We start from the raw sequence: 23,666 nt of genomic DNA, 5'->3' as shown, positions 1-23,666 counted from the left end.
TTACGACAAAATCGCTTGGTAGTTAAAGTACGACAAAGTCCCTTGGTGTTAACAATGATTGTTTGAAAAAACTGGATTTGATCTGGCATTTCTAAATGCTGGTTTAGATTGAGCCTGATAGCGGCCGTTTCAGTTGGATTCTAAGCCGTCTATGCATAGCGTTTTTTAAATGTCGTTTCAGAGCGATATTTCGGTCATTCAAAATGTGGCTTTGGAATTATCCCGGCCCATTTCATGCATAAAATGTAGTTAAACCGTTTAGAAAATCTGGCGCTCAAGCTCATCCTTGACAGTAAACTGTAAAAAGACATATGTTAACCGGACCTGGACAATAATTTGTTGAGCGACTGTAAAGAAATGCAAACCTGAGAACACTCAGGTTTCACAAAACATCAAAAAGGAGGCTAGTCATGGCACAGATGGCATGTCCGCAATGCGGGGCGGTGTTCGACAATAGGGATGACCTCAGGGAACACCGAAATGAATGCGGCGGGGAGTTTGTTTCCCCGGAAGGAGAATTCAAATACAAGTGCGGTCGATGCGGTCAGCGCTTCAACACCGAAGAAGCGCTCGGAGCGCATCACATTCGGGCGCATGCAGGAGAACAAGAGCCCTGACAGCAATACCTCAAAGCGGGAAGAATTGCTGTTGCGGACGCGCCTGTTGGTTTCCTAAAGCCGGACGGGGCTTGTTGCCCCGTCTGTAATGTTTCATGCAGTTGGCCATTGCCGGCTTCACGAAAGGCAAGGTAAGCAGCGGGGTTGTAAACCCCGTCGCGTTACAGCAAAAATCGACTTTTAATGGTCTTTGTCGGCAATCGCTGAAATGACTGGTTTATGTTTTTGGCCCAAAATGCGCGAAGCCTGCATTTTGGGCCAAAAACATAAACCGGATACTGAAAAACATCGGGCTTTCTTCTGGTTTGGAATTTTTCAACCCAAAAGCACAGATTTTTCGAGATTCCCTTAAGCTTATGCCCGTTTTTATGATTTATCAGGCTGGCTGATTCAGCCTATTGCTTCATGATTTCTTCGGCAGCCGCTTTTAATTTGGCCTCATTGGCTTGAGCGGGTTTCATCATGTCATTTTTAGAATTTTTAGCAGCTGCGACTAATTCATCAACAGTTTTGTATTTACTTTTTAAAGTGTCAAAGCTTGGGGAAACCGAACCATTGTGACAACCTTTGCAGCTATCTGATTCGCCAGCGATTGATAGGGATGGCATTAAGGCAGTTAAAGCCAATGCAGTCATTGCTAACAGAAGTTTTTTCATTCTAGATCTCCTCGGTTTTTTAGTAGTTATTAATCTTTGAGATAAAGTTTGAGCATTTTTTCGATGCGGTTTTGAATGCTCAAGCGATTAGACTTAGGTATAGATGGTTTTATTCATCTACAAAAAAATTTCTATCATTCCCTGTATCTCAATGCAACTCTTTAAAACCTTCGCACATGACATTGACTGCCTTCTGTTCGACCTGGCTTTAAATGACTATTTTTAGGCCGAGCCAGCCTCAAGCTTGTGTCTAAGTGCTCCGTCTTTCGAAATTGTTCGATTGTTTTTCAGATAGCGATCGTTCGAGGTCCAACGTTATTTGTCCGTAACTCTATCTACAGCAATCCCCAAATACATGATGGATAATTTTTGCCGGTTCGGAGTCTATCAGTCAATCGGTTCACCAAGCGGAGGGCTAGCGATGATTCAGATCCGGAAAGCTGACGAGCGAGGGCGCTCCCGTCTTAGTTGGCTGGAGAGCTATCACACGTTCTCTTTCGGCCAGTATTACGATCCGCAGCACCAGGGCTTTCGGGCACTGCGGGTCATCAACGAGGACCGGGTCCAACCGGGGCAGGGATTCGGCACCCATTCGCACCGGGATATGGAGATCATCACCTACGTGCTGGACGGTGCGCTAGAGCATCGGGACAGCCTGGGCAACGGCTCGGTGATCCGCCCCGGGGACGTTCAGCTCATGCGCGCGGGCACCGGAGTCACGCACAGCGAGTACAATCCTTCGAGCGAAGACCTCGTTCATTTCCTCCAGATCTGGATTCTTCCCGACGAGCAGGGGCTCGCGCCGGCCTATGAGCAGCGCCACTTCCCGGTCGAGGCGCGGCGCAATGGCCTGCGGCTGATTGTTTCCCCGGACGGCCGGGACGGCTCCTTGCGCATGCATCAGGATGCGGAGCTGTATGCCGCGGTCTTGGAGAACGGTCAGTCTGTGACCCATGCGCTTGCCGGGGGACGCCATGCCTGGGTGCAGGTGATCCGCGGCCGCATTCGCCTGAACGGCCTTTCCCTGCAGGAAGGCGACGGTGCCGCCCTCAGCGATGAGCCACAGGTGGAGATAACGGCCGACAGTGAGGCCGAACTGCTGGTGTTTGACCTTGGATAGGAGTGACGACAATGACCCAAGCCAAAGAGGCCCATACCGACTACCCGATCGAAGAATCATTGGCGAAGAGATGGAGTCCTTACGGTTTCGCCGACCGGGACGTCGCCACGGAAGACCTGCTCGCCATCCTCGAGGCCGTGCGCTGGGCGCCGTCCTCCTACAACGAGCAGCCCTGGCGCTACCTGCTGGCGCGCCGGTCGCAGCCGGAAGCGTTTGCGAAGCTTCTGTCCTGTCTGGTCGAGGGCAACCAGGTGTGGGCGCAGCATGCGCCCGTTCTCCTCATCGGTGTTGCGATGCTCGCGTTTCTGAAAAACGGCAAGCCGAACAAGGCGGCGCTGCATGATCTCGGCCTCGCGGCAGGGAATCTGTGCGTGGAAGCCACGGCCCGCGGGCTGTTCGTTCACCAGATGATCGGTATCGTCCCGGAGCGGGTGCGCGAGCTGTACGGGGTACCCGAAGGGGCTGAGCCTCTGACCGCAATCGCCATCGGCTATCTGGGCGACGGCGGCAATCTTCCGGAGGCGCTTCAGGAGCGGGACCGCACGCCGCGCTCGCGGCGTCCAATCAGCGCCTTCGTTTTCGAGAACGCCTGGGCTGAACCGACCGAGATCGGCAAATAGCGAATCACTGGGCTCCGATATGGAGGATAAAGCTGATTTGAGCGGCCAAAAGGAAGGCGATTGATCCTGACGCGTGTTCAGGCTTCTTTCACGCCGGGCGTTTCACGTGCTTCCACCTTCAGCTCACCCGTGACGGCGAGTACATCATGCCGGGTCGTTTCTCCGCGAATACCAACGGTTTTATATCTGAATTTATGTCTCCGGATACTATTAGAAATTGGGGCGGGCCGGGGATGCAAACTCCGGCCCGCTTGGGAAGCGGCCTTCAAAAAACCAGCCGCTCGGCGGTTAGCTATTTTTAAGGGGCTGTCGGTAACTGGGACGATTACCAAGTGTGCTTTCGGCGGAATAGGAGGCTGAGGCTGTTTCTCACCCGGCATAATAATATCGCTAGAGCTTGTGCCTACCGTCATCTGAGTGATGGGCAAGCAGATCACTGATTGCCTATCCACTGAACCGCCTATTTGCCACACCCGGTAATAGCGCCGGTTGCTGATCATGTCCTGAAACGAATCCTCTTCGGTCGCCGCTGAGTCTTTCCTTAACCCATAACCTACCCATATTTCCCCATCCCCGGCAAACTCGGTCACATCTATCGGGGCATAATAGGAAATGCTCGTCGGTATGACCGATTCCAGTTTTGATGAAATTATAAAGGCCTTGGAGTATGGGTACTGATTATCGTCAGAAGCAACCCACGTGGAGCCATTGTATAGCCATAACGCATCAGGCTGGCTATTGCGGCGGAAGCCGACAAACACATCCCCGGTTTTTAAGTGGTCTTCCGGCGGTATGAGCAGATGATGATCCAGAATGGTTTTGTCGGGCGCGCCTCGCAGAGTTGTTTGTTCAAAACAATACCGCCCCGGCTCCGAGAATTTCATAGTATTTTCCACATATTGCGCGGCACCTATGGACTCAAGTTCCGGCGCTCCGGTTTCGGCCTGCGAAAAGGGGGCGCCAAGCAGACAGGCTGCGGACGCGCCGCACAATAGCGCGTGTCGGATAAAGTATTTCATTATTTATGTCTCCGGATACTATTAGAAATTGGGGATACGAATCCGTCGATAAGGTTTGTTTGTATATGTTTAACATTAGGTATTGCGGCCATCGGGTGAAATCGCGAAGAGCCATCTATATCTGATGCTGTGGTCCAGGCAGAAAGCTGCCTGGACCCGGCTAACTACTGTTCCGGTACTGCCGGAACGGGCTCGCCCTCGCCTTCTTTTATCGGGGAGATACCGATTACCAATATACGCTCCTCCATCTTTGTGGTAGTCAGGCAGATTTCTGGATTCAGGCCATCCACTACTAGATCGCCTATTCGCCAAACTCGGTAATAGCGCTGGTTGTTGATCATGTCCTGAAAGGAATCCTCCCGGGTCTCCGTTTCATCTTGCCTCACGCCATAGCCTACCCATATCTCCCCATCGCCTGCGTACTCGGTCACATCCTTCGGGGTATGAAAAACTTCAGCCTTGATCACCGGCTCCAATTTTATATCTCCTTTAAAAGGCATATACGGGAGCTCATTGTCGTCATAAGCGCGCCATTGAAAACCATCCGTCAACCATAAAGCATCGGGTTGGCTGCTGCGGCGAAAGCCGACAAACACATCCCCGGTCTTGAAGTGGTCTTCCGGCGGTATGATCAAATGGTGCTCCAGGATGGTTTTATCGAGTTTACCTCGCAGGGAGGTTTGATCGAAGCAATATTGTCCCGGTTTTGAGAACTCCGTAGTTTTGACGATGTCATCAGCCTGTGAGAGGGAGGCACCCAGCAGACAGGCTGTGGATGTGCCAAACAATAGCAAGTGTCGAATAAAGCTTTTCATTATCATGTCTCCGGATACTGTTAGAAATTGGGGCTGGCTGGGGTGCAAACTCCGGCCCGCTTGGGAAGCGGCCCTCAAAAAATCAGCCGCTCGGCTAGTTGAGACTGCTTCTGCAAATTTGTCATCGTTCTTGGACGATTTGTTGATTATTTGCAATTCTGGAAATAGGAGATTGTGTCTTATTTCTCCGTAGCTATAATCTCCATATAACCTGTAGTCACCGTCATTTGGCTAATAGGTAGGCAAATAGTTGATTCCTTCGCCTCCGCATCGGAGTCGCCTATTTGCCACACTCGGTAATAGCGCTGGTTGCTAATCATATCCTGAAACGAATCCTCTTCGGTCGCTTCCGCGTCCTTCCTTAACCCATAACCTACCCATATCTCCCCGTCTCCGGCAAACTCGGTCACATCTACCGGGCCTGAAGTGGAAATGCTGGTCGGTATGATCGGCTCCAGTGTTGAAAGAGGTATAAAGGCCTTGTGGTATGGGTACTGGTTATCGTCAGCAGCAACCCATGTAGAACCATTGTATAGCCATAGTGCATCAGGCTGGCTATTGCGACGAAAGCCGACGAATATGTCCCCGGTCTTTAAGTGGTCTTCCGGCGCTATGAGCAGATGGTAATCCAGAAAGGTCTTGTCGAGTTTGCCCCGCCGGGTCGTTTGTGGGAAACAATACCGTCCCGGTTCCGAAAATTCCCTGGTACTTTCCACATATTGCGTGGCCCCTATGGGGTTAAGTTCCGGAGTCCCGGTTTCGGCCTGCGAAAAGGGGGCTCCTAGCAGACAGGCTGTGGATGCGCCAAGCAATAGCGCGTGTCGGATAAAGCGTTTCATTATCATGTCTCCGGATACTATTAGAAATTGGGGATACGAATCCGCCGATAAGTTTGGGTATTGACGGGTGCGGGCAAGTTGTAAGTGACAGGGATGCTGCCCGTAGTAATGATCCAGGCCGTGGCATCCGCGACGCTGATGCCGGGAATGGCGGCCTTGATGGCAGCATACACACCGGCAGCGTGCGGGGCTGCTTGTGACGTGCCTTGCAGCTGTTTGGTGGCGGTAGTCGAAGCGCGATCCGCAGATCTGACCAATGTTCCCCCTCCGCCACCCGGAGTCAACAGAATTGGTCCTGTAAAGTTGGCGGGATCGCCGATGTTTGCGAATTCAGCAAGGGCTGTACCATTTGTGTCGTTAAAAACTGAGCTGACTTTGATAGCATAAGGGACACAGGCAGGCCAACTGATTCCATTACGGCTTCCGCTTTTTCCATCGCTACTCCCATTGTTCCCTGTTGCGACCACAACCGGAACTCCCCGAGAAGCCAAGCTTTCTATAGCGTTTTTCACGTTGATAGAGTAATTTGGACAATCTCCAGAAAAGATCTCTCCGCCCAAGCTCACATTGACCACGTAAGGATTGTTCGTGTCAGGCGTCGTGGCCGATAATACGGCGTCGAGGGCAGCCTGAATGTCTCCGTTAAATGCTCCTGCCTTTAAGTTCGTTTTATCATACGAGAACACTTGAGCTGAGATCAATTCAGCATCGGGTGCAACGCCTTGAAGGCTCGATGGCGAAATATAAGGGCTTTGGCGGCCTGCCGCGATGCCTGCGACATGCGTGCCGTGCGAACAGTCATGATAATCGATGTTGTCTGCGGCCAAAGAAGCGCAGGTTGTCACGTCTGCATACGGCTCTCCGGAGCCGGCCAGGCCTAATGGGCTGTCACCTTTGACATCCTTGCTGGGGCAGATCGAACGATAACCATCACTGCCATCCGTGCCGAAGCAAGCCTCATAGGTGACCTTGGTCGCGCCGTTCATTTTGAAGAGCTCGTGATTTTTTCGTATGCCGGTGTCCATAACGATAATTTTCTGTCCGGCAGCGCGATACCCGGCGTTCCATGCGGATTGCATATTCATTAGTCCGGTACTGTTGGTCAGCATCGCCTCGGCGGCAGGTTGGTTCAATTCGATGCTGAGAATTCTAGGATCGGCATTTTTATACAACCGCGCTAAGACGTCGTATGGAACACGTGCATGAATAGCCCCGGTTGCGGCATAGCTTGCCACAGTTGCGGACGTTGACGATGTATCGGCATCGGCCAATATATCATCAAAGGCTCGCTGATTGGCGTCGGCTTGAGCCTTTAACGCTTTGGGCGACATGAAGCCGGCCTTCGCGGAAAAAATAGCGCCGCCGCGCAGCGTAATAATAACTTCGGCCGATCCGTCAGTCTGTGCGGATTTTAGCACATCAGCCGGCCATTGGGCCGGACGGGCATCAACAAAGCCTATCGGCTTGATTGCCCTTACGTCCTCGCTTTCACGCAGTTCATAAAACGCATTTTTGTCAATTCTCGCCCGAAAACTCGGGCTGGGCGCAGGCGCCCGGGACGGACTGGCGTCATAGTTTTTGAAGGTCCGGGCAACAGGATGCGCATTGATATTATTCAGGCGCCTGGCGATCTGGTCTGACAGTTCCGGTGAAGGCCTGAACACGGTCTTGCCGTTTCTGTCGATATCGTAGTCGCCTTCATCGATGTTCAGAAACACTTCAACAACGGCAAAGCCTTTTTCATTGATAATGGATTCGATGGCGTCGAGGCTGCCATCGGCGCCATAAGCCCGAATCCGGTAGGCCTGCGTGGCATCAGGCGAGAAATCTATCGCGTTAGTGCTGTTCGCTAGAATGCCAAGACCTTTTGCATTGACATAGACCCCCACTTGGCCGATGCCGTTGTTCCAATATCCCGACGTCATCGCATCTTGCCCCAGTTCTGCTAACAAGGCTTCCGCTTTCGCTTCTGTTTCTGCGTTTACGGATGCCAAGTCATTTTTCATTCTTTCCAGCGTTACCGAGTTATCCAGCGTCACCAAGACGCGAACCGCACCTTTGGAATGCGCTTCGTTGAGCAATCTTGCATAGTCGGCAGGGTCGGATTGAGCGCCAAAGGCAACAGGCGTCGCAAGCACAGTAGACAGCGCCAATAGGGCTGTTGTTTTTGGTCCAAACATGGTTATTTTTATTATTCCATTAAAGTAATATTTTAATTATTTCCATACTAGCCAGTATGAGATGCGGCGAGCAAACCAGAACAGCCAGCAGGCCGGAAGAAACCAGCCTAGTCAGTAAGGTACGCAGCAGGGGGCGCACTCTAACATATGATTTCAGCCTGCACAATTTTTAAGGTCAAGAATTTCCCGTTTATGCCGGTCAGTTATGCGGCTATGCTGTGTTATCCCACTGATTTGAAAGAAAGCACGCAATCCCCTATGGGCAGTTCGATCTCTATATTGAGCGTATTGATCGAAATGGCGGCTGGTGACGCGAATGACTGCTGCATCCAGTACGCGAAGCAGGCTTTATTAGTCAGAAAAAGTAACTAATGGATCGTCTAGCGTTCTTTTATTGTTTATATAGAGTTAACGATTGATTGACACGCAAAAACAGAGGCGCTTGTATCAGCATTGAAAACAACGGCTCGATGATCCGCCCTGAGGACACTCGGTTCATGCACGCAGGTACCCAGGCACACGCAGTGAGTTCAATCTTCTTTCAGGCCGGGAGTTTCGCGCGCTTCCACCTTCAGCTCACCTGTGACGGCGAGTACGTCATGCCGGGTCGCTTCCCCTTCGCGCCAAAAGCGGATATCGACGGTTGCCTGGCCCACCCGCAGCTGGCGAAGGGTGATGTCCGGCAGCCAGTCAGGCAGCACCGGATCGATGTAGAGCGTCTTCTTGTGGGCATCGGCGTCGAGTCCCAGGATGGCGCGAATCAGATGGAACACGCTGCCCGCGGCCCAGGCCTGAGGCACATTGGCACCGAGGTACTGGACCGGGAAAGTCCCGGACCTCCGCCGGATGCCCGCATACAGCTCCGGCAGGCGATGGAACCTGAAGTAACTGGCGGCTTCGCTGATATCGCGGGCGATCATCCCCGCCTCTTTCGCAAATCCGTAACGCTTGAAGCCCATGGCGATGATGCCGTTGTCGTGCGGCCATACCGAACCGTTTTGATAAGAGAACGGGTTGTAGGCCGGGTTTCTCTCGGAGAGCGTGCGAATGCCCCAGCCGCTCCACAGGTCGGGCTTGAGCAGCCGCCGGACCACCTGTTCGGCGCGGTCCGGGCGCACAATGCCGCTCCAGAGCAGATGGCCGGCATTGGATGCGATCGTCTTGACTTGCCGCTTGTCGCCGTCCAGGGCATAGGCGTAGTAGCCGAGATCCTCGCACCAGAACTGCTCCTCAAAGCGTAGCTGCAGTTCGGCGGCTTCTTTCCGCAGCCGTGCGGCCTGCTCGGCATGGCCGAAGTATTCGGCCCCATCCGCGGCCCGAAGCTTGGCATCGAAAACATAGCCTTGAAGCTCGCACAAGGCTTTCGGGCCTTTGACCAGCGAGCCGTCCGGATAAACCACGGCATCGCCGGCGTCCTTCCAGCCCATGTTTTCGTAGCCGCGTGCGGAACGGGTCTGATATTCCTGGAAGCCGTCACCGTCGCGGTCGCCGTAATGATCGATCCACTCCAGGCACCGCCGTACCACGTCTTCGTAATGGGGGAAAAGCAGATCATCGCCCAGCCATTTCCAGGCTTCATGCAGCGCGATCAGATACAGGATGGTCGCATCGGCCGTGCCGTAATAAGGCGTGTGCGGTATGCGCCTGAAATGCGCCAACTCGCCGGAGCGAAGCTCGTGGGGCATCTTGCCGGGCTCGGCGTCCCGGTAATCGTCGATTTCGGTCGCTTGAAGATCCGCCAGACGCTGCAGCGTACCGCGGGCGAAATCCGGATATACGATCAGGTTCTGCAGGCTCACGATCAGGCTGTCACGGCCGAAAACACTGACAAACCAGGGTACTCCGGCCGCCGCGAGTATCTCGTGCCGATGTTCACCACCACGGGGCAGGCGCAGCGCCGCCATGTCTTCGACGGATTGCCGATACAGCCGATAAAAATCTTCGTTCGAAGTGGTGATCTGCGTGGTGACCTGCTTCCAGCGCGAGAGATTGTGGGCGGTTTGGGACCGATAAAGCGCATGGGCGCATTCCTTTGGCGCCACATGGAGGAAGTCGTCTTCGAGGATCTCGTATTTGCAGCAGGTATGCCAATTGCCGCCGGGTGGGAGATCCACCACGAAATTGATGCGGCCGTTGCCGTATATGGCCTTTGAGGTACAGTGCTCCATCCTCACGATGAAAGATCTCTGAAAATCGTCGTGGGAATAGCGGGTGACCAACTGCTGGGAATCGCTCTGCCATTCGGTTTCGATGTGCCCCCTGCGCGTAAATTCCTTGGCTTTGACTTCGAAGATATCGGCAAAATCGGAGCGGATCAGGATCTCGAGATTGAAGTGCAAAGGCTGGCAACTGTAGTTCCGGATATCGATGTCCTCATGCAGTCCTTCAGCTATGACGCGGCTCAAAGCGAGCCCCAGGATTGCCGGTGCAATTTCGCCATGCTCCGTGACAACCCTGGGGTTCACGAGGTAGGTCCGCGACGCGTAATAAGTGACCTCTGCTGAGTTCAGGAGGGTCCACGGCTGACCATCGATGTAGAGTTGATGGTGGCTGATGTAGCGGGTATCCCGGGAATAGAGTCCCTGGTCGGAAGCATTCGTGATGGAACCGTCGAATTCGGAGACCAGGAAGGTATTGCCATAATTGATGGTGATGACGGGAGGGCCGACCGTGATTTCCAGAGCCATTGAACTGTCTCCACAAAGAGGAAAGCATGCTATTGGACCTGGCGGATTCAGGCAGGTTCATGTCGCCCGCCTGGGCATTTTCCTTTATTGGAATGTGAGAAATGGAGCCCAAAAATACACCGTTACATTATTTAGATTTGACAACAGGACATCCCGAACCCATTGATTTATACTATATTCTATCTGTAGTTCGGCTATTAGTTGGAAAATTACTGTTTTGGTTTAAACATAAAGAGCTCACCATGAATTTGATTTCTAAGAATCATGCACCCATTCTACACCGTGGTCATTATTTAAAAGCAGCCGGTCTGCTGTTAACCGTTATGGTCTCGGCTGGATTAACATCCGCCTATGCCGCACCTAAACAAAGAACAATATGGGTTGATCGTGACGGCTATCTTGCCGATCCCAGTGAAACGGCGGACTGCGAAGATCAGGCCAGCACAGCTGATGAAGGCCCGGCAAGCCAGGATATGATGAGTATCCTTATAGATGTAGCGACCAAGGCCTTGATTCCGGCAAATCAAATCGATAGCTGCATGCAGCAAAAAGGCTACCTGAAAAAAGTGATCACGGGCAGCAGACTGCCGCCGACTAGGCCTTATGGTTATCAACAGCCCCAACAACAAGGTTATCCGCAGCAACAGGGCTACCCGCAACAGCAAGAGTATTACCCTCAGCAACAAGGCTATCCCCAGCAACAGGGTTACCCCCAACAACGAGGATATTATCCCCAGCAACAAGGCTATCCTCAACAACAGGGCTATCCCCAGCTACCAGGTTACCCGCAACAACAAGGTTACCCTCAAGCCCCTGTTTATCGGGAATAAACCAAGTCAGATAGTTGGGAAGAGCTTGTGTAGGCTGGGGTGGAGTTTTAGCGGAAACCCAGCCTACCGCCGCTAAAAGCTGCGGTGCTCGGCGCGGCAAACGGGATAAAATCGTCCATGTACAACATCAATTTATAAGTTTAAAAAATTAGCGCGGCATTAAATAGCCGCTTTTAAAGGCCTTTGCAGATATTGAAGCAATTTTTTGATAGAGCGCTTCTGGCCGAACTGAGACTGTCAGCGTCAGTATTATTCTAGTTCACTTCTTGCTAAACTAGCGCGACCTGAATGGCCGTGAATTATCCGAGAAATAAAAAGATTGATAAAGCGGACACTGAAAACCGGTAATTGTTGAGCGCCGTTTTATAATTTTTGAACTATGTTACTCGATTTCTCGCTTGATCAAACGCTGGTCATCGCCGTATTGTTTGTCTGGGCCGGTTTTGTACGGACAGGACTTGGTTTTGGCGGCGCCGCATTGGGTTTGCCGCTGATGCTGTTCGTACACAATGATCCCCTCTTATGGCTGCCTATCATCAGTACGCATTTACTGTTTTTTTCCGGTTTAACATTGCGTACCCGCCTGCATAATGTCGACTGGCGGTATTTGCGGCAGTCTTCGATTTACATTATTCCCCCGGCCATCATAGGCGTATTCGGATTGGTGAACCTACCGACCTTGTGGCTGAACGTGTTCATTTATTCGATCACCTTGTTTTATGGTTTGACATGGCTGTTCAACCGCGCCATTGAAAGCCGCCGGAACTGGGTGGACAAGCTGCTGTTGATCTTGGGCGGCTATATCGCCGGAACGTCTCTGACCGGAGCCCCTTTGATGGTGGCCGTATACATGCGCAATGTCAGCAGGGAGCAATTGCGCGATACCTTGTTTGTACTATGGTTTATCCTGGTCAGCATCAAAATGACGACCTTCGTCGCCCTGTCGGTTGACTTGCATTTTCTGGCTGCGCTGACGCTGATACCGATTGCCGCTGTCGGACATATGCTGGGGCTGAAAGCGCATGACGCCATTATGCGCAATGATTTGCTGTTTAAGCGCTGGATTGGCGGCGGTCTGGTGATTGTTAGCGCTTTGGGGTTATGGAACTTATGGATCTGAAACAATCCAGAAAGGCTTGCTATCTTAAGAGAGCATCCTGCTTATAAGCTGTTTATGGCTTTAGCAGGACAGCTCCGCCTGTATATGGGCGTTATCTACATTTGTTTCAATTTTGCTTCAGAGTCTGGCAGGATGTTAAGCCAGTAAGAGCGATGCAGGCTGAGGTACTGGCTGACAGCCCGGGGCAGGGAGCCCCCCATCTTGAATCCTAGCCACTTGAGTGCCGTCCGCAGCATGGCGGAAGGAATCAGCCACGGTGCTTTTTTCAGCAGATAACGCATCTCCGATATGACATAGCGCCGTCCCTCGCCGGATGCTCCGCCAAATAACTGCTGGAGCCACGGCGTATGAGTATGGAAAACGCCGATGTCGAAGTAGCGCTTGAATTCATCCATAAAATGGTAGTCGTGAGAATGGAACACTTGGGCTTCGGCGCAATAAGCGATTTGCCAGCCGGCCGTCAACATTTGCCCGGCCACATGCGTGTCTTCATTCATGATGGTATCGGCAGGGAACCCGCCCACATGGGTCAGTGTGCTGCGCCGGTAGGCGGCGAAGGAATTGGAGATAAAGGCCGTTTTAATGCCAAAACGTGCCCGGTCTTCCAGACCGCGCAGCTGGCTCTCCGGTGGATAATTGAAAAGACGGGCATGGGCGGCAATCGGCCCGGCATTCCGATGCGGAAGCTGGCGTCCATAAGCCGCGCCGACCCGCTTATTCTCGAATACGGCTAATAGCTGCTCGATGGCATCGGGGTTGGCCAATAAGGCATCCTGCGTCAGGAACACGATGATTTCGGCATCCGGCATCATCTCCACGCCCATTTGGCGCGTCCCGCCGTGGTTGAAATCGGCCCTGGCGATCACTTTCACGGTAAAGCCATGGGCGCGCGCCAGGGCTGCGGTATTGTCGTTGGACGAAGAGTCGATCACCAGCAGGTAGTCCGGTTTCCGGGTTTGTTGTTCGAACGCTTCAAGCCAGGATTGCCAAAGCTTGCCGGCGTTCAGGGTAGGGACGATAAGGCCGATCTTACTCATACGATGAACCCTCCGCCAGTTTTTGCGGCGCACGGCCAAGGCCGGGTTTCGTCAGCACCTGCCAGACCCGATCGCCCAGCTTGACGGGATCGAGCTGTTGCTCGACGTATTGCCGGCCCTTGGATGACAGCTGTTGCCATTCCGGCAGGTTCAACGCTTGAGCTTTACGCAGAACCTCGCATACCGAAGCCTCATTTCTATCGAAGATGAAGCCGGCGCCAGCAGATTCAATATGGTCCCATGCTAGTCCTCTGGCCACTAGAACCGGACGCCCAGCCGCCAGGGCTTCGGCCACCACATTGCCGAAGTTCTCGCGCATGCCGCCCGCTTCTTCCAGCCCTGAAGGCAGCACCAGAAAATGGCTGGACGCCAGCAAATCCATGACTTCATCGCGCTGCAGATAGCCCCGGTAAGTGATAGCGCCCTGCGCCTGTTCGACCAGCGCCTGAAACTCTTCGAAATAGTCGCCGTCGACGCTTCGGCCGGCGATCACCAGCCGATCGGCGAGCCGGCGAACTTTCAGCCATGCCCGGATAAAAGCGTTGATGCCTTTCTCCTGCTGAATGTGGCCGAGAAAGCAGAGCTTCATGCCTTCTCCGGCCGGGTGTTGGGCCACTTCAATTTCACGGCTGTCGATGCCATTGGGAACCTGCAGTATGCGCGCGTCTTCGCCGAGCACATCGCGCACGCCTTCGGCTTCGGTGTCGCTGGTGCAATGCACGGCGATGGCTCGGCGCAGGGTCGGAAAGGTCAGCCATTTGTAGTAAAGCCATTTGTGAGGTTTCTGCCGGCGGATCAGCGCAACATGTTCAGGCATCAGCCCGCCGTGCACGGCGACCATGAACGGGCGGCGCAGCAGCACGCAGAAAACAGCCGCCAGCGTGGAAGGCCAGGTGGCGATGCCGTGGATATAGACGACCGGCGCCCGCAGGCATAATTTGAACAAGGCCGGAATGGCGCCGAGCCCGAAGCCCCAGCGTCTGAAGCCATAGCAATGATAGAGATCGACCTCCACCTGTTCGCCAAGCTGTACCTGCTCGGGACGCAGCCGGCCGTCGATGGATTCGTCGGACGAAACCACCGCCATCCTGTGCCCCCGTTCCGCCCAGGCCTTGGTCAAAACGCTGGCTGTGACGGATACGCCGCCGTAACCTTTGGCCGGAGGTATATGCGTGGTAACGATACCTGCATTCATAATAGTTTTCCTGAATCTGTCTGTGAATAATTAAAAACTGTTGTGGGGCTCGCGTTCGGGGCTTTGATAGGCCAGAAATCCGCGCCAGATGCCGACGAGATTGTAAAAAGAGTAGGCCAGCTTTTTCGGGTTCAGCAGAACCAGGGCCAGCAGCATCTTGATGGCGGGCGCGACGAACATCTTGCGGATGATGTAGTACAGAATGAACACGTCCAGCTGATTGGCGAATTTTCTGATGTAAGCGCCGACGCCGGTGGAATACATCAGCATCCTTGAGGTGCCAAGCTTATAGTGATCCTTGTCGGCGTGATAAATCCTGATGTCTGGCGTATAGAAAGCCGTGCAGCCGGCGCGCAGCAGCCGATACAGGAGCTCAAAGCCTTCGCCCCCGGAATACTTTGAGCCGATGCCGAAGTCGTGATCCATGTGAAATTGCTTGCGATCAATCCTATTCATGTTGAAAAACTGCGTGAACTCGACGCCCATCATCCGGAAACGTGAAAAATATTGGGCTTTGGGACTGTTGACGCCAATGCTGAACCGGTCGGATGCAAAGTCATACGAGCCCGCCACCAGGATGGCGAGGTCTGTGCGGCTTTCAAATTCGGATACGACATTTTTCAGCACATCCTGATCATAGGCGCAATCGTCATCAGGGAAGGCGATGATGCCGCCCTTGGCAAAGCCGATACCATAATCTCTCGCCCTGGCGTTGCCGGCAAAATTCACTTTGATATGGTTTACCGGAAAGCAGCCTTTGAACGATTCGACGATAGCATCAATTTTGCCGTCCTTGTTCTGGTCGATAATGATCAACTCAAAGTCTTTATAGGTTTGGTCTTTTAAAGACTTCAAAAAATCAACCAATTCGCTGTCTCTTCCCAGCGTTGCCAAAACGAGTGAAACTTTCATATTGATTACCTTCACTGAGTGGCGGCCTTTGCCTGAACATAGATGGTTGCCTCATACCAGGTAAACATGAGCGCAAACTCCAGCCCTGCAAAGCCGTCCAGAAAACCACCTCGCAACACGAAGTGGTATAGAAACCGGGCGACAATCCTTAACCAGGACCGCCCCAATAAGACGCTGAGTCGCCCGCGCGTGGTCATCACGGCGCCGGTGGTCGGCTTGAGCTGCACTTCCTGCGCGGCCTTGCCGATATGTTTGTGCATCCATTCAATGATTTCGCCGTGGTAAAAATAGTGTTCGTAAGGAATGTCGGTGTAGCCGATCCGGCACGTGTTAACAACGGCTTCGCCGTGTCCTGTATGGTTGCGGACAAATCGCGTGGTTTCCCTGCGCACCAGTCTCGGGTGATAAATGGGATAGCCCGGCGCGTAATCCAGGCGCTTTTCCCGAAGATACAGGATAGACGGCACCATCAGCACATCGATCGCTTCATTGTCGGGCATTCCGGATTCAAACCAGTCATAGAATTTTTCAGGATAGATTTCATCGGCGTCGACAAACAATATCCAGGGCGTGTCGATGCCGCACTGATTGATGGCGAAATTGCGCTGTTCGGCAAAGCCGGGCCACGGGTTGTGATAAATCCTGCAGCCGCGGCTTTCGGCGATGGCCAATGTATTATCGGTGCTGCCTGAGTCCACGATGACGATGGGATAGCGGTCGGGGATGGCTTGCAGGCAACGGGGCAGGTTGGCTTCTTCGTTTTTGGTCAGAATAGCGACTGTCAGCATAGGTTCTTTCTGAAATTTCCGGTTTGCATGCACGGCAAGGTTATTTCTTGACCGCATAGAGATTGATGTAAATGCCCAGTCCGAAGAAATTCATCAGACCGGCGAACGGGATTTGCACAAACCTGACCAGCGCGTCGGCTGCGGCAGCCGGTCTCCCGCTTAGCCCCAAGCGTCTGGATAGCGCATTGAACGGCACCCGGGTGATCTGCTCCACCTTAACCACATGGAAGCCGTTCTGTTCGAGCAGGGCTGTCAGGCCTTGCTCGGTAAAGTAATTGACATGCTCCGGCACCCACAGACAGGCATTATCCTTCGTGCCCAGCAGCTTGACCAGGAACGAATCATAATTAGGCACGGCGCAGGCCAGAACGCCGCCGGTGGTCAGCAAGTCTGAGACTTTGCGTATGGAGCGGTTCGGCTCAAGCAAATGCTCCAGCACCTGCGACATCAGCACCACGCCGAATGGTTCGTCCGGTTCAAACTCCTCGAACATGACAGGAACCGGCTCATCGCTATTCAATTTTCGGAACACTTCGTTTTCGTATTCGCCCGGATTGATGCTGACCGTCTGATAGCCCGCTTTTTTCAGCGCCCGCGTGTAGAAACCAAAGCCTGAGCCGATATCCAGCGCGCGGCGGTTGTCGGAATAATTGTACTGGTCCGCATTCTTAGCCATGCGCTCGGCATCGACCGTACAGTTGGGGAACTCGGCTTCCCTGGCCAGCACATCCTCTATGGTAACAGGCTGGGTCAGCGCCTGACCCGAGTATTGGTAAATGGCCTGCAGCCATTGCACATGCGGAGGTTGGTTCAGGAAACCGGTGCCGCAGTCGACGCAGCGATAGATATGGAATTCCTTGTTGTCAGCGCCATCCGTGTACTGAAAATTTTTCGTCCGCCAATAGCTTATTTTTTGACTGCCGCAGGCCACACATTCGTGTAAAACGTCGCCATAGATTTCTGATGTTGCCGGTGCATACGCCATAATGTTTATTTTTCCTTTAACGGGCCTGTTGGTTAAAAATAGGGTTCAGCAATTTTATCTCTCAATCATTAGCCGATCATTACGAACGCTTCAGGCTGCGGTATTGCAGCCTGCCGCCTCGATATCGTCATTGTGCTGCAAGCTGATGATTCGCCACGGCTTGGCCAGGAGCGCCAGAACCAACGTCTCGACGCCGTAATAGATAGGATTGGCCATGGCCGCGCCCATCAGGCCGTAGTGTTTCACCATCAACGGAATGCTGATGACCGCCGCCACAGCGCCGCAGACGCGGCCAAGCAAAAACAGCCGGGTTTTTTTATTGGCCAGCAGCGGCTGGCCCACGACAGTTCCCAAGGCATGCAAGGCAGAACCGACCGCAATGGCCGGCATTAGCGCAACCGCTGAATGATACGATTTTGCCAACAGCAAAGTCGCCACCCAATCCTTGGTCAACAGCAACAGCGTCACGCCGATAATGCCCATGGCAATCACGCAGCCTATCCACAGCCACAACAGCCTACAGCCTTCCTTTATGTGGTTCTGCGAACATTTTTGAAAGTAGGCCGGCTGAAAAGTGCGCAGCAGCACCATCGCGCTGCGGTTGAACGCCTCGTTGATGATCAGGTAGGTCGCCGCATACAAACCCACGTCCGCGGCCGTCATCATGTAGCCGATGACATAACGATCGCCCAGGCCGTTGAGCCAGAAAATCAACTCCATTGGAATCAAGGGCAGGGCATAAGCCAGCACATCCCGCCTGAAATTGCGGGACCTGACCGGCCGGCGCTGTTTGTCCTCAGCTTTCACGCGGTGGATCAGCGACCAGACCGTATTGGAGACCAGGCTGGCCAGGATGTAGCCCAGCAAGATCCATTCGGCCTGCCGGCCCAGATACCAGACCAGCGAGATCGAGATCACCGGCCGCAGGATGCTATCGGTGGTCTGCCACAGGCTCGCGCCCCGCTGCTTGCGCTCGCCGATCAGCAACTGAATGCCTAGTTCCCGGCGCACTGTCACCGCCAACAGGATGCCTGCCAGCGCGTACAGCCAGCTGTCATTATGGGTCAGATAGCCGTAGACGGCGCCGCCCGATACCAGAAAAACAATCGCCAGCATCGTAGAGCTTCCAGTCAGGCTGGCCACGACGCCATGCAGGTCGGCGCGCTCCTGCCTGTTCTGGCACTCCGGCAATATCCGCATGCCGGCACAGATGAAAGGATAGGAAAAAAGACTCACGCCCAGTGCGACAAAGCCGTTCAGCAAGGCGACCTGTCCATAGGTCTCCGGCGCGACCAGTTCGGTCAGAATGCGCGTGCCTGCCAGCAAGGCCAGAGCCGATGCCAGTTGTCCGAACAGCGCCCAGAACGCATCGCCGAATAATCGTCTTTCTTTCAATAGTCCCATAGTGTCTTTTAAAGGCTTGCTGTCAGTTGGGACGCTGATAATAGGATTCCGAAGCTACCGGGCCGGATTTCAACGGGATCGCATTGGGAAGTCCGGTTCCTAATACGGTTCCCCACAGGTACATCAGCATCGCATTTTGCGGAAAATACTCCCACATATTGAAAGTCAGTCCCGCCACCAGAATAAACATGATGACCAATCCCTTATTGGAATGGACGGATACCTTTGTCGTCATCCATAAAAAGCCGACATAGGCCAACAGGCCGATCACGCCATAGCCATTCAGCAGGAATAAATACAGACTGTCGGAATCGAACTGGCCAGGGAAATATTCGGCGCCATAGAGGACGTTGATGGTATTGGAGCTGAGCCCCAGACCCCAGCCGAACAGAACATCCTCAGGCCCATCAATATAATTGGAAAAGATCCGCTGCCACAAGTCCAGACGGCCGTCCTGGGTCGGGTCCGCGTCGTCGCGGCCGGAAAGCAAGGGGCTGGAGGCCAGGACTAAGGCGCCGACAGCCAGCAGCGGCGCCGGCATGACCAGCGCCCAACGGTCGCGCGGACGCAGCGCCGCATAAATCTGGAAGAACACCACCAGCAAGGAGCTGATCAGCGCCGTACGCGAACCGCTCAGCAGCGCCAGAAAGATGCTCACCGCCATCCACTTGCGCATGCCCGGCACCAGGGCGAACAGCAACGAGCAGGTCGCCATGGCGGCACCGAACAGGTTGGGGCTGACGAAGGTGCCGAAAGGCCGTCCGCCGCCCAGCAGCGACACGCCCAGTATCGGCGGCGCCCACAAGGCCTGGGTGATCGCCAATACGGTCTGGAGTGCAATGTAATAACGCAGATAATGCGCGAATTTATAAAGGACATATTCGCCTGCGCCCAAACGGCTGGTCGCAAAACCGATCAACGCCACGGGCAGATATTCGAAAATACGCAGCCCCGCCATCGGCACGACCAAAGGCAGGTCCAGAGAAAGCGCATAGACGATTTCACCCAGTACATAAGTGGCTATTACGGTAAGAAAGGCAAACACGGGCGCGATCAAGATGCCTTGCCGCAGGCGCGTCTCAAGAAATCCATAGACGATGAGCACCAGCAGCATGACTTCACGCAGTATGCGCAAACCGAAATCCTGCTCGCCGTAAACCTCTTTCACGCCGTTCCAGTTCGACTCCATCTGGGGCAGAGCCGCCACGGTCGATGCGCAGACCAACGCAAACAGCAGCATCGGCAGATCTTTCTCCAGGCGCAGATTCATCGCTTAAGTCCGTTCCTCATCCATTACTAAAGGCAGTTCATCATCCATCGCCAAAGGCGGAAGCACTTCGGTTTCCGGCTCCTGGTTTCTTCTGAACCACTCCTCGACCGCCTGATAGCCGGGGATTTTTTCAGACAAGCTCTTTTGGTTCTCATCGATTTGGGTGCTGTAGGCGTAGCCATAATAAGGCGAATACGATGAGCCTTCCTTCATGTTGTTGATGATAAAGCCGTTCGGTTTGATGCCGACTTGTTGGAAGCGCTTGAAGCTGACTTCCAGCTCTTGCGCCGTATAGCGGCCTTCCTTGACGACCAGGAAGGTGGCGTCGGCGTGCTTGCCCAGAATGGCCGGGTCTGTGGCGCCCAGAATCGGCGGTGAATCGATCACGATATGGTTGTAAAAGCTCTTCAACTGTTCGATGATCTCTTCCAGATTGCCGATCACCAGCAATTCCGCCGGATTCAGGACCGTGTTGCCTTTTGGTATGAAGTCCACGCCGACTTCGGGCAGGCTGATGATGACTTCGCCCAGCGTGGCCCTGCCGGCCAACAGGTCGGAAAGGCCGGGCTGACGGTCGACGGAAAACGCGCTGTGCAGTTTGCCGTTGCGCATGTCGGCGTCGATGACCAATACGCGCTTCTTGATGCTGGCCAGCAGCGCCGACAGGTTGGTGCTGACGAAAGACTTGCCCATGCCGGGCGCCGGGCTGCTGACCATGATGACTTTGCTTTCGCTGTTGGCCAGGGTCGCTTCCAGCGTGGTGCGCAGGCCGCGCAGCGATTCGACGGAAATGTCCTGAGGGTCCTGGCTGGCCAGAATGCCGGGCTCGCGCGCCTTGCCCTGATCGATCAGGCGCGCCAGCCGTTGCTGCTTCTTGCTGTGCGGGATGGCTGCGTACAGCGGCAGGCCCACCTGATATTCCAGCAGGGCCGGATAATTGTCATGGCGCTGCAGGGAATATCTCAGAAATATCGTCGCCGAACCGCCAGTCAGGCCCAGCAGGCCGGCGATGGCCAGCAGCAGGCCGGGTCTGGGCCAGTAAGGCTTTTCCGGCGTGACCGCATAATCGACGATGCGCGAGTTGCCTAAGGAGCCGGCCGCGGCGATGCGTTGCTCCTGCGCGCTGTTCAGCAGCGAGGTATAAAGCTCGGTGTTGACCTGTACATCGCGGGACAGGCTGACCACGCTCTGCTGCGTGCGCGGCAGATCCTTGATGCGCTTGTTCAGCGCAGCCAGCTTGCCATTGACGTGCTTGATCTGGGTGTTGGTGGCAATCATATCCGGATGCTCGGATTCCAGACGCTGGCTTTGCTCGTCGTGCTTCTGTCTGAGCTGGATGCCCAGGGTTTCCAAGTCCGAAGCCTGTTTCAGCAGAATTTCAGCCTCGGCGGAGATGTCGACTGCGCCGTGCTTCTGCCGATAGGCGCTCAGGCTTTGCTCTGCCTTTTCCAGCCGTTCCTTGACGATAGGCAATTGGCTTTCCAGAAACGCCAGTTTCTGTCCGGCTTCCGCTGATTCCCAATTGACGGTCGCGTTGACATAAATCGTGGCGATGTCGTTGACCGACTTAGCCAGTTGCTCGGGGTCCTTGCCTTTCAGCTCGACGCTGAGAATATCCGTGTCCTTGGAGACTTCCTTGACGGCGAAAGCCTTTTGCAGCGTTTCGATGGCCTCTAATGAAGTTTTCCTGACCAAATTGAAATGCGTGCCGGGGTTCGCTTCGAGCTCAGAGATCTGGATGACCACAGGCGCGCTTTCGCCGATGTCGCCGCTGACGGACTCGCCGGCCGAGCCTTCGGCCAGCGGCTCATCTTTCGGGCCCAGCAACTGGAAACGGCCGCCTTCCAGCGCGATCAGGGTGAATTCCTTGCCCAGATAGCGGTCAGGCACATCGAAAGTATCGACCTTCAGCTTTTCGCCGCCCCAGGCCCAGCGGCTAAATCCCAGCCAGGGGCTGGCCAGGCCGTCATGAGCGTCATGCTTGCGAGCCAGTGTCTCACCGATGACAGGAAAATAGCGCGGAGAGGCTTGCACGGTCAGGTTGAGATTTTCCACCACCTTGCCCAGCACCGAACGGGAACGCAGGATTTCCACTTCACGCTGCGCATTGGGACCGTCGGCTTCGGCCGGCGCCTGGTTCTTGTCGCTGTGCAGCGGCGCCGCCAGCAGCGCCTTGTTCTTGTCGATCCGCAGCATCGCGTCCGCCTTGTAAGTGCGCGGCGCCAGCACCAGATAGACCGTCGCTATCAGCAATGCTGCCAGTGTAGCCAACAGAATGGTCTTTCTGCCTTCAATCAACAGATCGATATAATCTCGAATACTTACGCTACGTTCTTCAATCCGCGGGAGCGGTTGCGGATTCAGCGGCGGAATTGAGTTAACTTCATTCTGTAAATACATAATCGTTTTTTTCCTGATCGTGTGAAAACAAACTTTTTCCTGCGGATGCCATTACATGCCCATGAAGGCGGCGCGCGACATGACCGAAGTGAAAGATGACGGCAGGATCTGGTTCAGTACGCGTGACCACTGGGTAACGCCCGCCGTGCCTACGAAAACGGTATCATGCGGCTGCAGGGCAAACTGGTCCGCAAGAATCATGGAGTCAGGCGACTCCCCGTTCAATTGGAAGATTTCCGGCTTCATTTCACTGGTGCGGATCACGTAAATCTCTTCCGGACGGGACGAGTTGAAATCAACGCCGTAAGCTTCCGCAATCGCCTGGGCCAGCGTCATCCGTTGGCCGCTTCCGATTTGCAGGGCCTGCTGCCGGCCGACTTCGCCCATGACGAACACTTTGTTGTCCCTAAGGTCGGGGATGTTCAGCACGTCGCCGTCTTTGAGCATCAGGTTTTGGTCCATGCCGCCTTTTTCGTACAGTTTCATGACGTCGATCTTATAGAGCTTGCCGCCGCGAGCCAGCGTTACGTTGGCCGTATCGGCTTCCTCGGTCACGCCGCCGGCGCGGCTGATGGCTTCCGCAATGGTCATTGGCGTCTCGTTCATGGACTGGACGCCGGGCGTTTTGACCTGGCCGACGACGGCAGCCCGATGGCTTTGGAAAGACAAGACCCGGACATCGAGTTTGACTTTCTTGAAGTATCTGGAAAGTCCTTGCGTCAATGACTCGCGCACTTCGTCGACGGTTTTTCCGGCCACGGGAATATTGCCCACATAAGGATAATAGAGCGTGCCGTCGTCCTGAACCGTCTTGCCGGCCAGCGTAGGGTCGATTTTCTCACTACCTGGATCGTTCAGCTCCGGATGGTCCCATACGGTGATTTGCAGCCGGTCGTGCGGACCGATCTTGTAAGGCGTTACCGGCGTGCTGTCGGTCGGCAGACTGTTCATGGACGCTTGCTGCTTCAGGTTTTCTTTCTCGATGATCAGATCCGCGGTAATCGGAATGATCGGCGCTTTTTCCTTGACCAACTTGCCGTTTTTCATGGTCGGCACTTCGATATGCGACAGCGGGCTGTTGGTCTCCATTTCCATGCCCGGCGTCAGGGAACACGCCTGCAACATCAAGACGGGTAACAGAGCAGTTGATCTAAAGAGGGATCTAAACATGG

20 protein-coding genes are annotated in these 23,666 nt (G+C 54.2%); 5 read left to right on the top strand and 15 right to left on the bottom strand.

Annotated elements, in window-relative coordinates; translation table 11 throughout:
- The first annotated feature begins 410 nt into the window (after positions 1–410).
- Complete coding sequence (locus tag IT781_RS10895) at positions 411–617, top strand: C2H2-type zinc finger protein (protein ID WP_370526984.1); 207 nt, start codon at positions 411–413, stop codon at positions 615–617.
- A gap of 395 nt (positions 618–1,012) precedes the next feature.
- On the opposite strand, the gene IT781_RS10890 is transcribed toward IT781_RS10895, so the two are convergent.
- The gene (locus IT781_RS10890) at positions 1,013–1,273 is read right to left on the bottom strand and encodes a hypothetical protein (RefSeq protein WP_194970184.1); all 261 of its coding nucleotides are present in this window, start codon (positions 1,271–1,273) and stop codon (positions 1,013–1,015) included.
- A 421-nt stretch (positions 1,274–1,694) separates the two neighbouring features.
- Here IT781_RS10890 and IT781_RS10885 point away from each other — a divergent pair, with 421 nt between their 5' ends.
- Together IT781_RS10885 and IT781_RS10880 are read left to right on the top strand one after the other, a co-directional pair.
- A complete protein-coding gene (locus IT781_RS10885; protein WP_194970183.1) occupies positions 1,695–2,393 on the top strand; it encodes a pirin family protein in 699 nt (232 codons plus the stop codon).
- An 11-nt stretch (positions 2,394–2,404) separates the two neighbouring features.
- Positions 2,405–3,013, top strand: a complete 609-nt coding sequence (locus IT781_RS10880; RefSeq protein WP_194970182.1) for a nitroreductase family protein — start codon at positions 2,405–2,407, stop codon at positions 3,011–3,013.
- Positions 3,014–3,090: 77 nt separating this feature from the next.
- Here IT781_RS10880 and IT781_RS10875 read toward each other — a convergent pair whose 3' ends face one another.
- The 5 genes from IT781_RS10875 to IT781_RS10855 form a co-directional block, all read right to left on the bottom strand.
- Positions 3,091–4,032 carry a hypothetical protein gene (locus IT781_RS10875; RefSeq protein ID WP_194970181.1) on the bottom strand — a complete coding sequence of 314 codons (942 nt, stop codon included), beginning with the start codon at positions 4,030–4,032 and terminating at the stop codon, positions 3,091–3,093.
- A gap of 164 nt (positions 4,033–4,196) precedes the next feature.
- Positions 4,197–4,847 carry a hypothetical protein gene (locus IT781_RS10870; RefSeq protein WP_194970180.1) on the bottom strand — a complete coding sequence of 217 codons (651 nt, stop codon included), beginning with the start codon at positions 4,845–4,847 and terminating at the stop codon, positions 4,197–4,199.
- Between the two features lie 179 nt (positions 4,848–5,026).
- Positions 5,027–5,686, bottom strand: coding sequence for a hypothetical protein (locus IT781_RS10865; protein ID WP_194970179.1), 660 nt, complete (start codon positions 5,684–5,686; stop codon positions 5,027–5,029).
- A gap of 20 nt (positions 5,687–5,706) precedes the next feature.
- Positions 5,707–7,866 carry a S8 family serine peptidase gene (locus tag IT781_RS10860; protein ID WP_194970178.1) on the bottom strand — a complete coding sequence of 720 codons (2,160 nt, stop codon included), beginning with the start codon at positions 7,864–7,866 and terminating at the stop codon, positions 5,707–5,709.
- 530 nt (positions 7,867–8,396) lie between these two features.
- Positions 8,397–10,553, bottom strand: a complete 2,157-nt coding sequence (locus IT781_RS10855) for an amylo-alpha-1,6-glucosidase (protein ID WP_194970177.1) — start codon at positions 10,551–10,553, stop codon at positions 8,397–8,399.
- A gap of 101 nt (positions 10,554–10,654) precedes the next feature.
- Here IT781_RS10855 and IT781_RS10850 point away from each other — a divergent pair, with 101 nt between their 5' ends.
- Both IT781_RS10850 and IT781_RS10845 read left to right on the top strand, forming a co-directional pair.
- Positions 10,655–11,383, top strand: a complete 729-nt coding sequence (locus IT781_RS10850; protein ID WP_194970176.1) for a hypothetical protein — start codon at positions 10,655–10,657, stop codon at positions 11,381–11,383.
- A 379-nt stretch (positions 11,384–11,762) separates the two neighbouring features.
- On the top strand, positions 11,763–12,503 hold the full coding sequence (locus tag IT781_RS10845; protein ID WP_194970175.1) for a TSUP family transporter: 741 nt from the start codon (positions 11,763–11,765) through the stop codon (positions 12,501–12,503).
- Positions 12,504–12,598: 95 nt separating this feature from the next.
- Here IT781_RS10845 and IT781_RS10840 read toward each other — a convergent pair whose 3' ends face one another.
- The 9 genes from IT781_RS10840 to IT781_RS10800 form a co-directional block, all read right to left on the bottom strand.
- Positions 12,599–13,540 (bottom strand): glycosyltransferase family 2 protein, encoded by a 942-nt coding sequence (locus tag IT781_RS10840; protein ID WP_194970174.1) that lies wholly within the window; start codon positions 13,538–13,540, stop codon positions 12,599–12,601.
- Positions 13,533–14,735: a glycosyltransferase gene (locus IT781_RS10835; RefSeq protein WP_194970173.1), complete on the bottom strand. Its 1,203-nt coding sequence runs from the start codon at positions 14,733–14,735 to the stop codon at positions 13,533–13,535. The genes IT781_RS10840 and IT781_RS10835 overlap by 8 nt, the downstream gene beginning before the upstream one ends.
- A gap of 30 nt (positions 14,736–14,765) precedes the next feature.
- The gene (locus IT781_RS10830; RefSeq protein ID WP_194970172.1) at positions 14,766–15,647 is read right to left on the bottom strand and encodes a glycosyltransferase family 2 protein; all 882 of its coding nucleotides are present in this window, start codon (positions 15,645–15,647) and stop codon (positions 14,766–14,768) included.
- A gap of 11 nt (positions 15,648–15,658) precedes the next feature.
- Positions 15,659–16,435 (bottom strand): glycosyltransferase family 2 protein, encoded by a 777-nt coding sequence (locus IT781_RS10825; RefSeq protein ID WP_194970171.1) that lies wholly within the window; start codon positions 16,433–16,435, stop codon positions 15,659–15,661.
- 40 nt (positions 16,436–16,475) lie between these two features.
- Entirely contained in the window at positions 16,476–17,420 is a 945-nt protein-coding gene (locus IT781_RS10820; protein ID WP_194970170.1) for a bifunctional 2-polyprenyl-6-hydroxyphenol methylase/3-demethylubiquinol 3-O-methyltransferase UbiG, read from the bottom strand.
- A 90-nt stretch (positions 17,421–17,510) separates the two neighbouring features.
- A complete protein-coding gene (locus IT781_RS10815; RefSeq protein ID WP_194970169.1) occupies positions 17,511–18,824 on the bottom strand; it encodes a lipopolysaccharide biosynthesis protein in 1,314 nt (437 codons plus the stop codon).
- Positions 18,825–18,846: 22 nt separating this feature from the next.
- Entirely contained in the window at positions 18,847–20,094 is a 1,248-nt protein-coding gene (locus tag IT781_RS10810; protein WP_194970168.1) for an O-antigen ligase family protein, read from the bottom strand.
- A 3-nt stretch (positions 20,095–20,097) separates the two neighbouring features.
- On the bottom strand, positions 20,098–22,494 hold the full coding sequence (locus IT781_RS10805) for a polysaccharide biosynthesis tyrosine autokinase (RefSeq protein ID WP_194970167.1): 2,397 nt from the start codon (positions 22,492–22,494) through the stop codon (positions 20,098–20,100).
- A 51-nt stretch (positions 22,495–22,545) separates the two neighbouring features.
- The gene (locus IT781_RS10800) at positions 22,546–23,664 is read right to left on the bottom strand and encodes a polysaccharide biosynthesis/export family protein (protein WP_194970166.1); all 1,119 of its coding nucleotides are present in this window, start codon (positions 23,662–23,664) and stop codon (positions 22,546–22,548) included.
- Positions 23,665–23,666 lie beyond the last annotated feature (2 nt).

This window comes from Methylobacter sp. BlB1 (assembly GCF_015476545.1).
Lineage (GTDB): Bacteria > Pseudomonadota > Gammaproteobacteria > Methylococcales > Methylomonadaceae > Methylobacter.
This window is presented reverse-complemented; position numbering and strand designations above follow the sequence as displayed.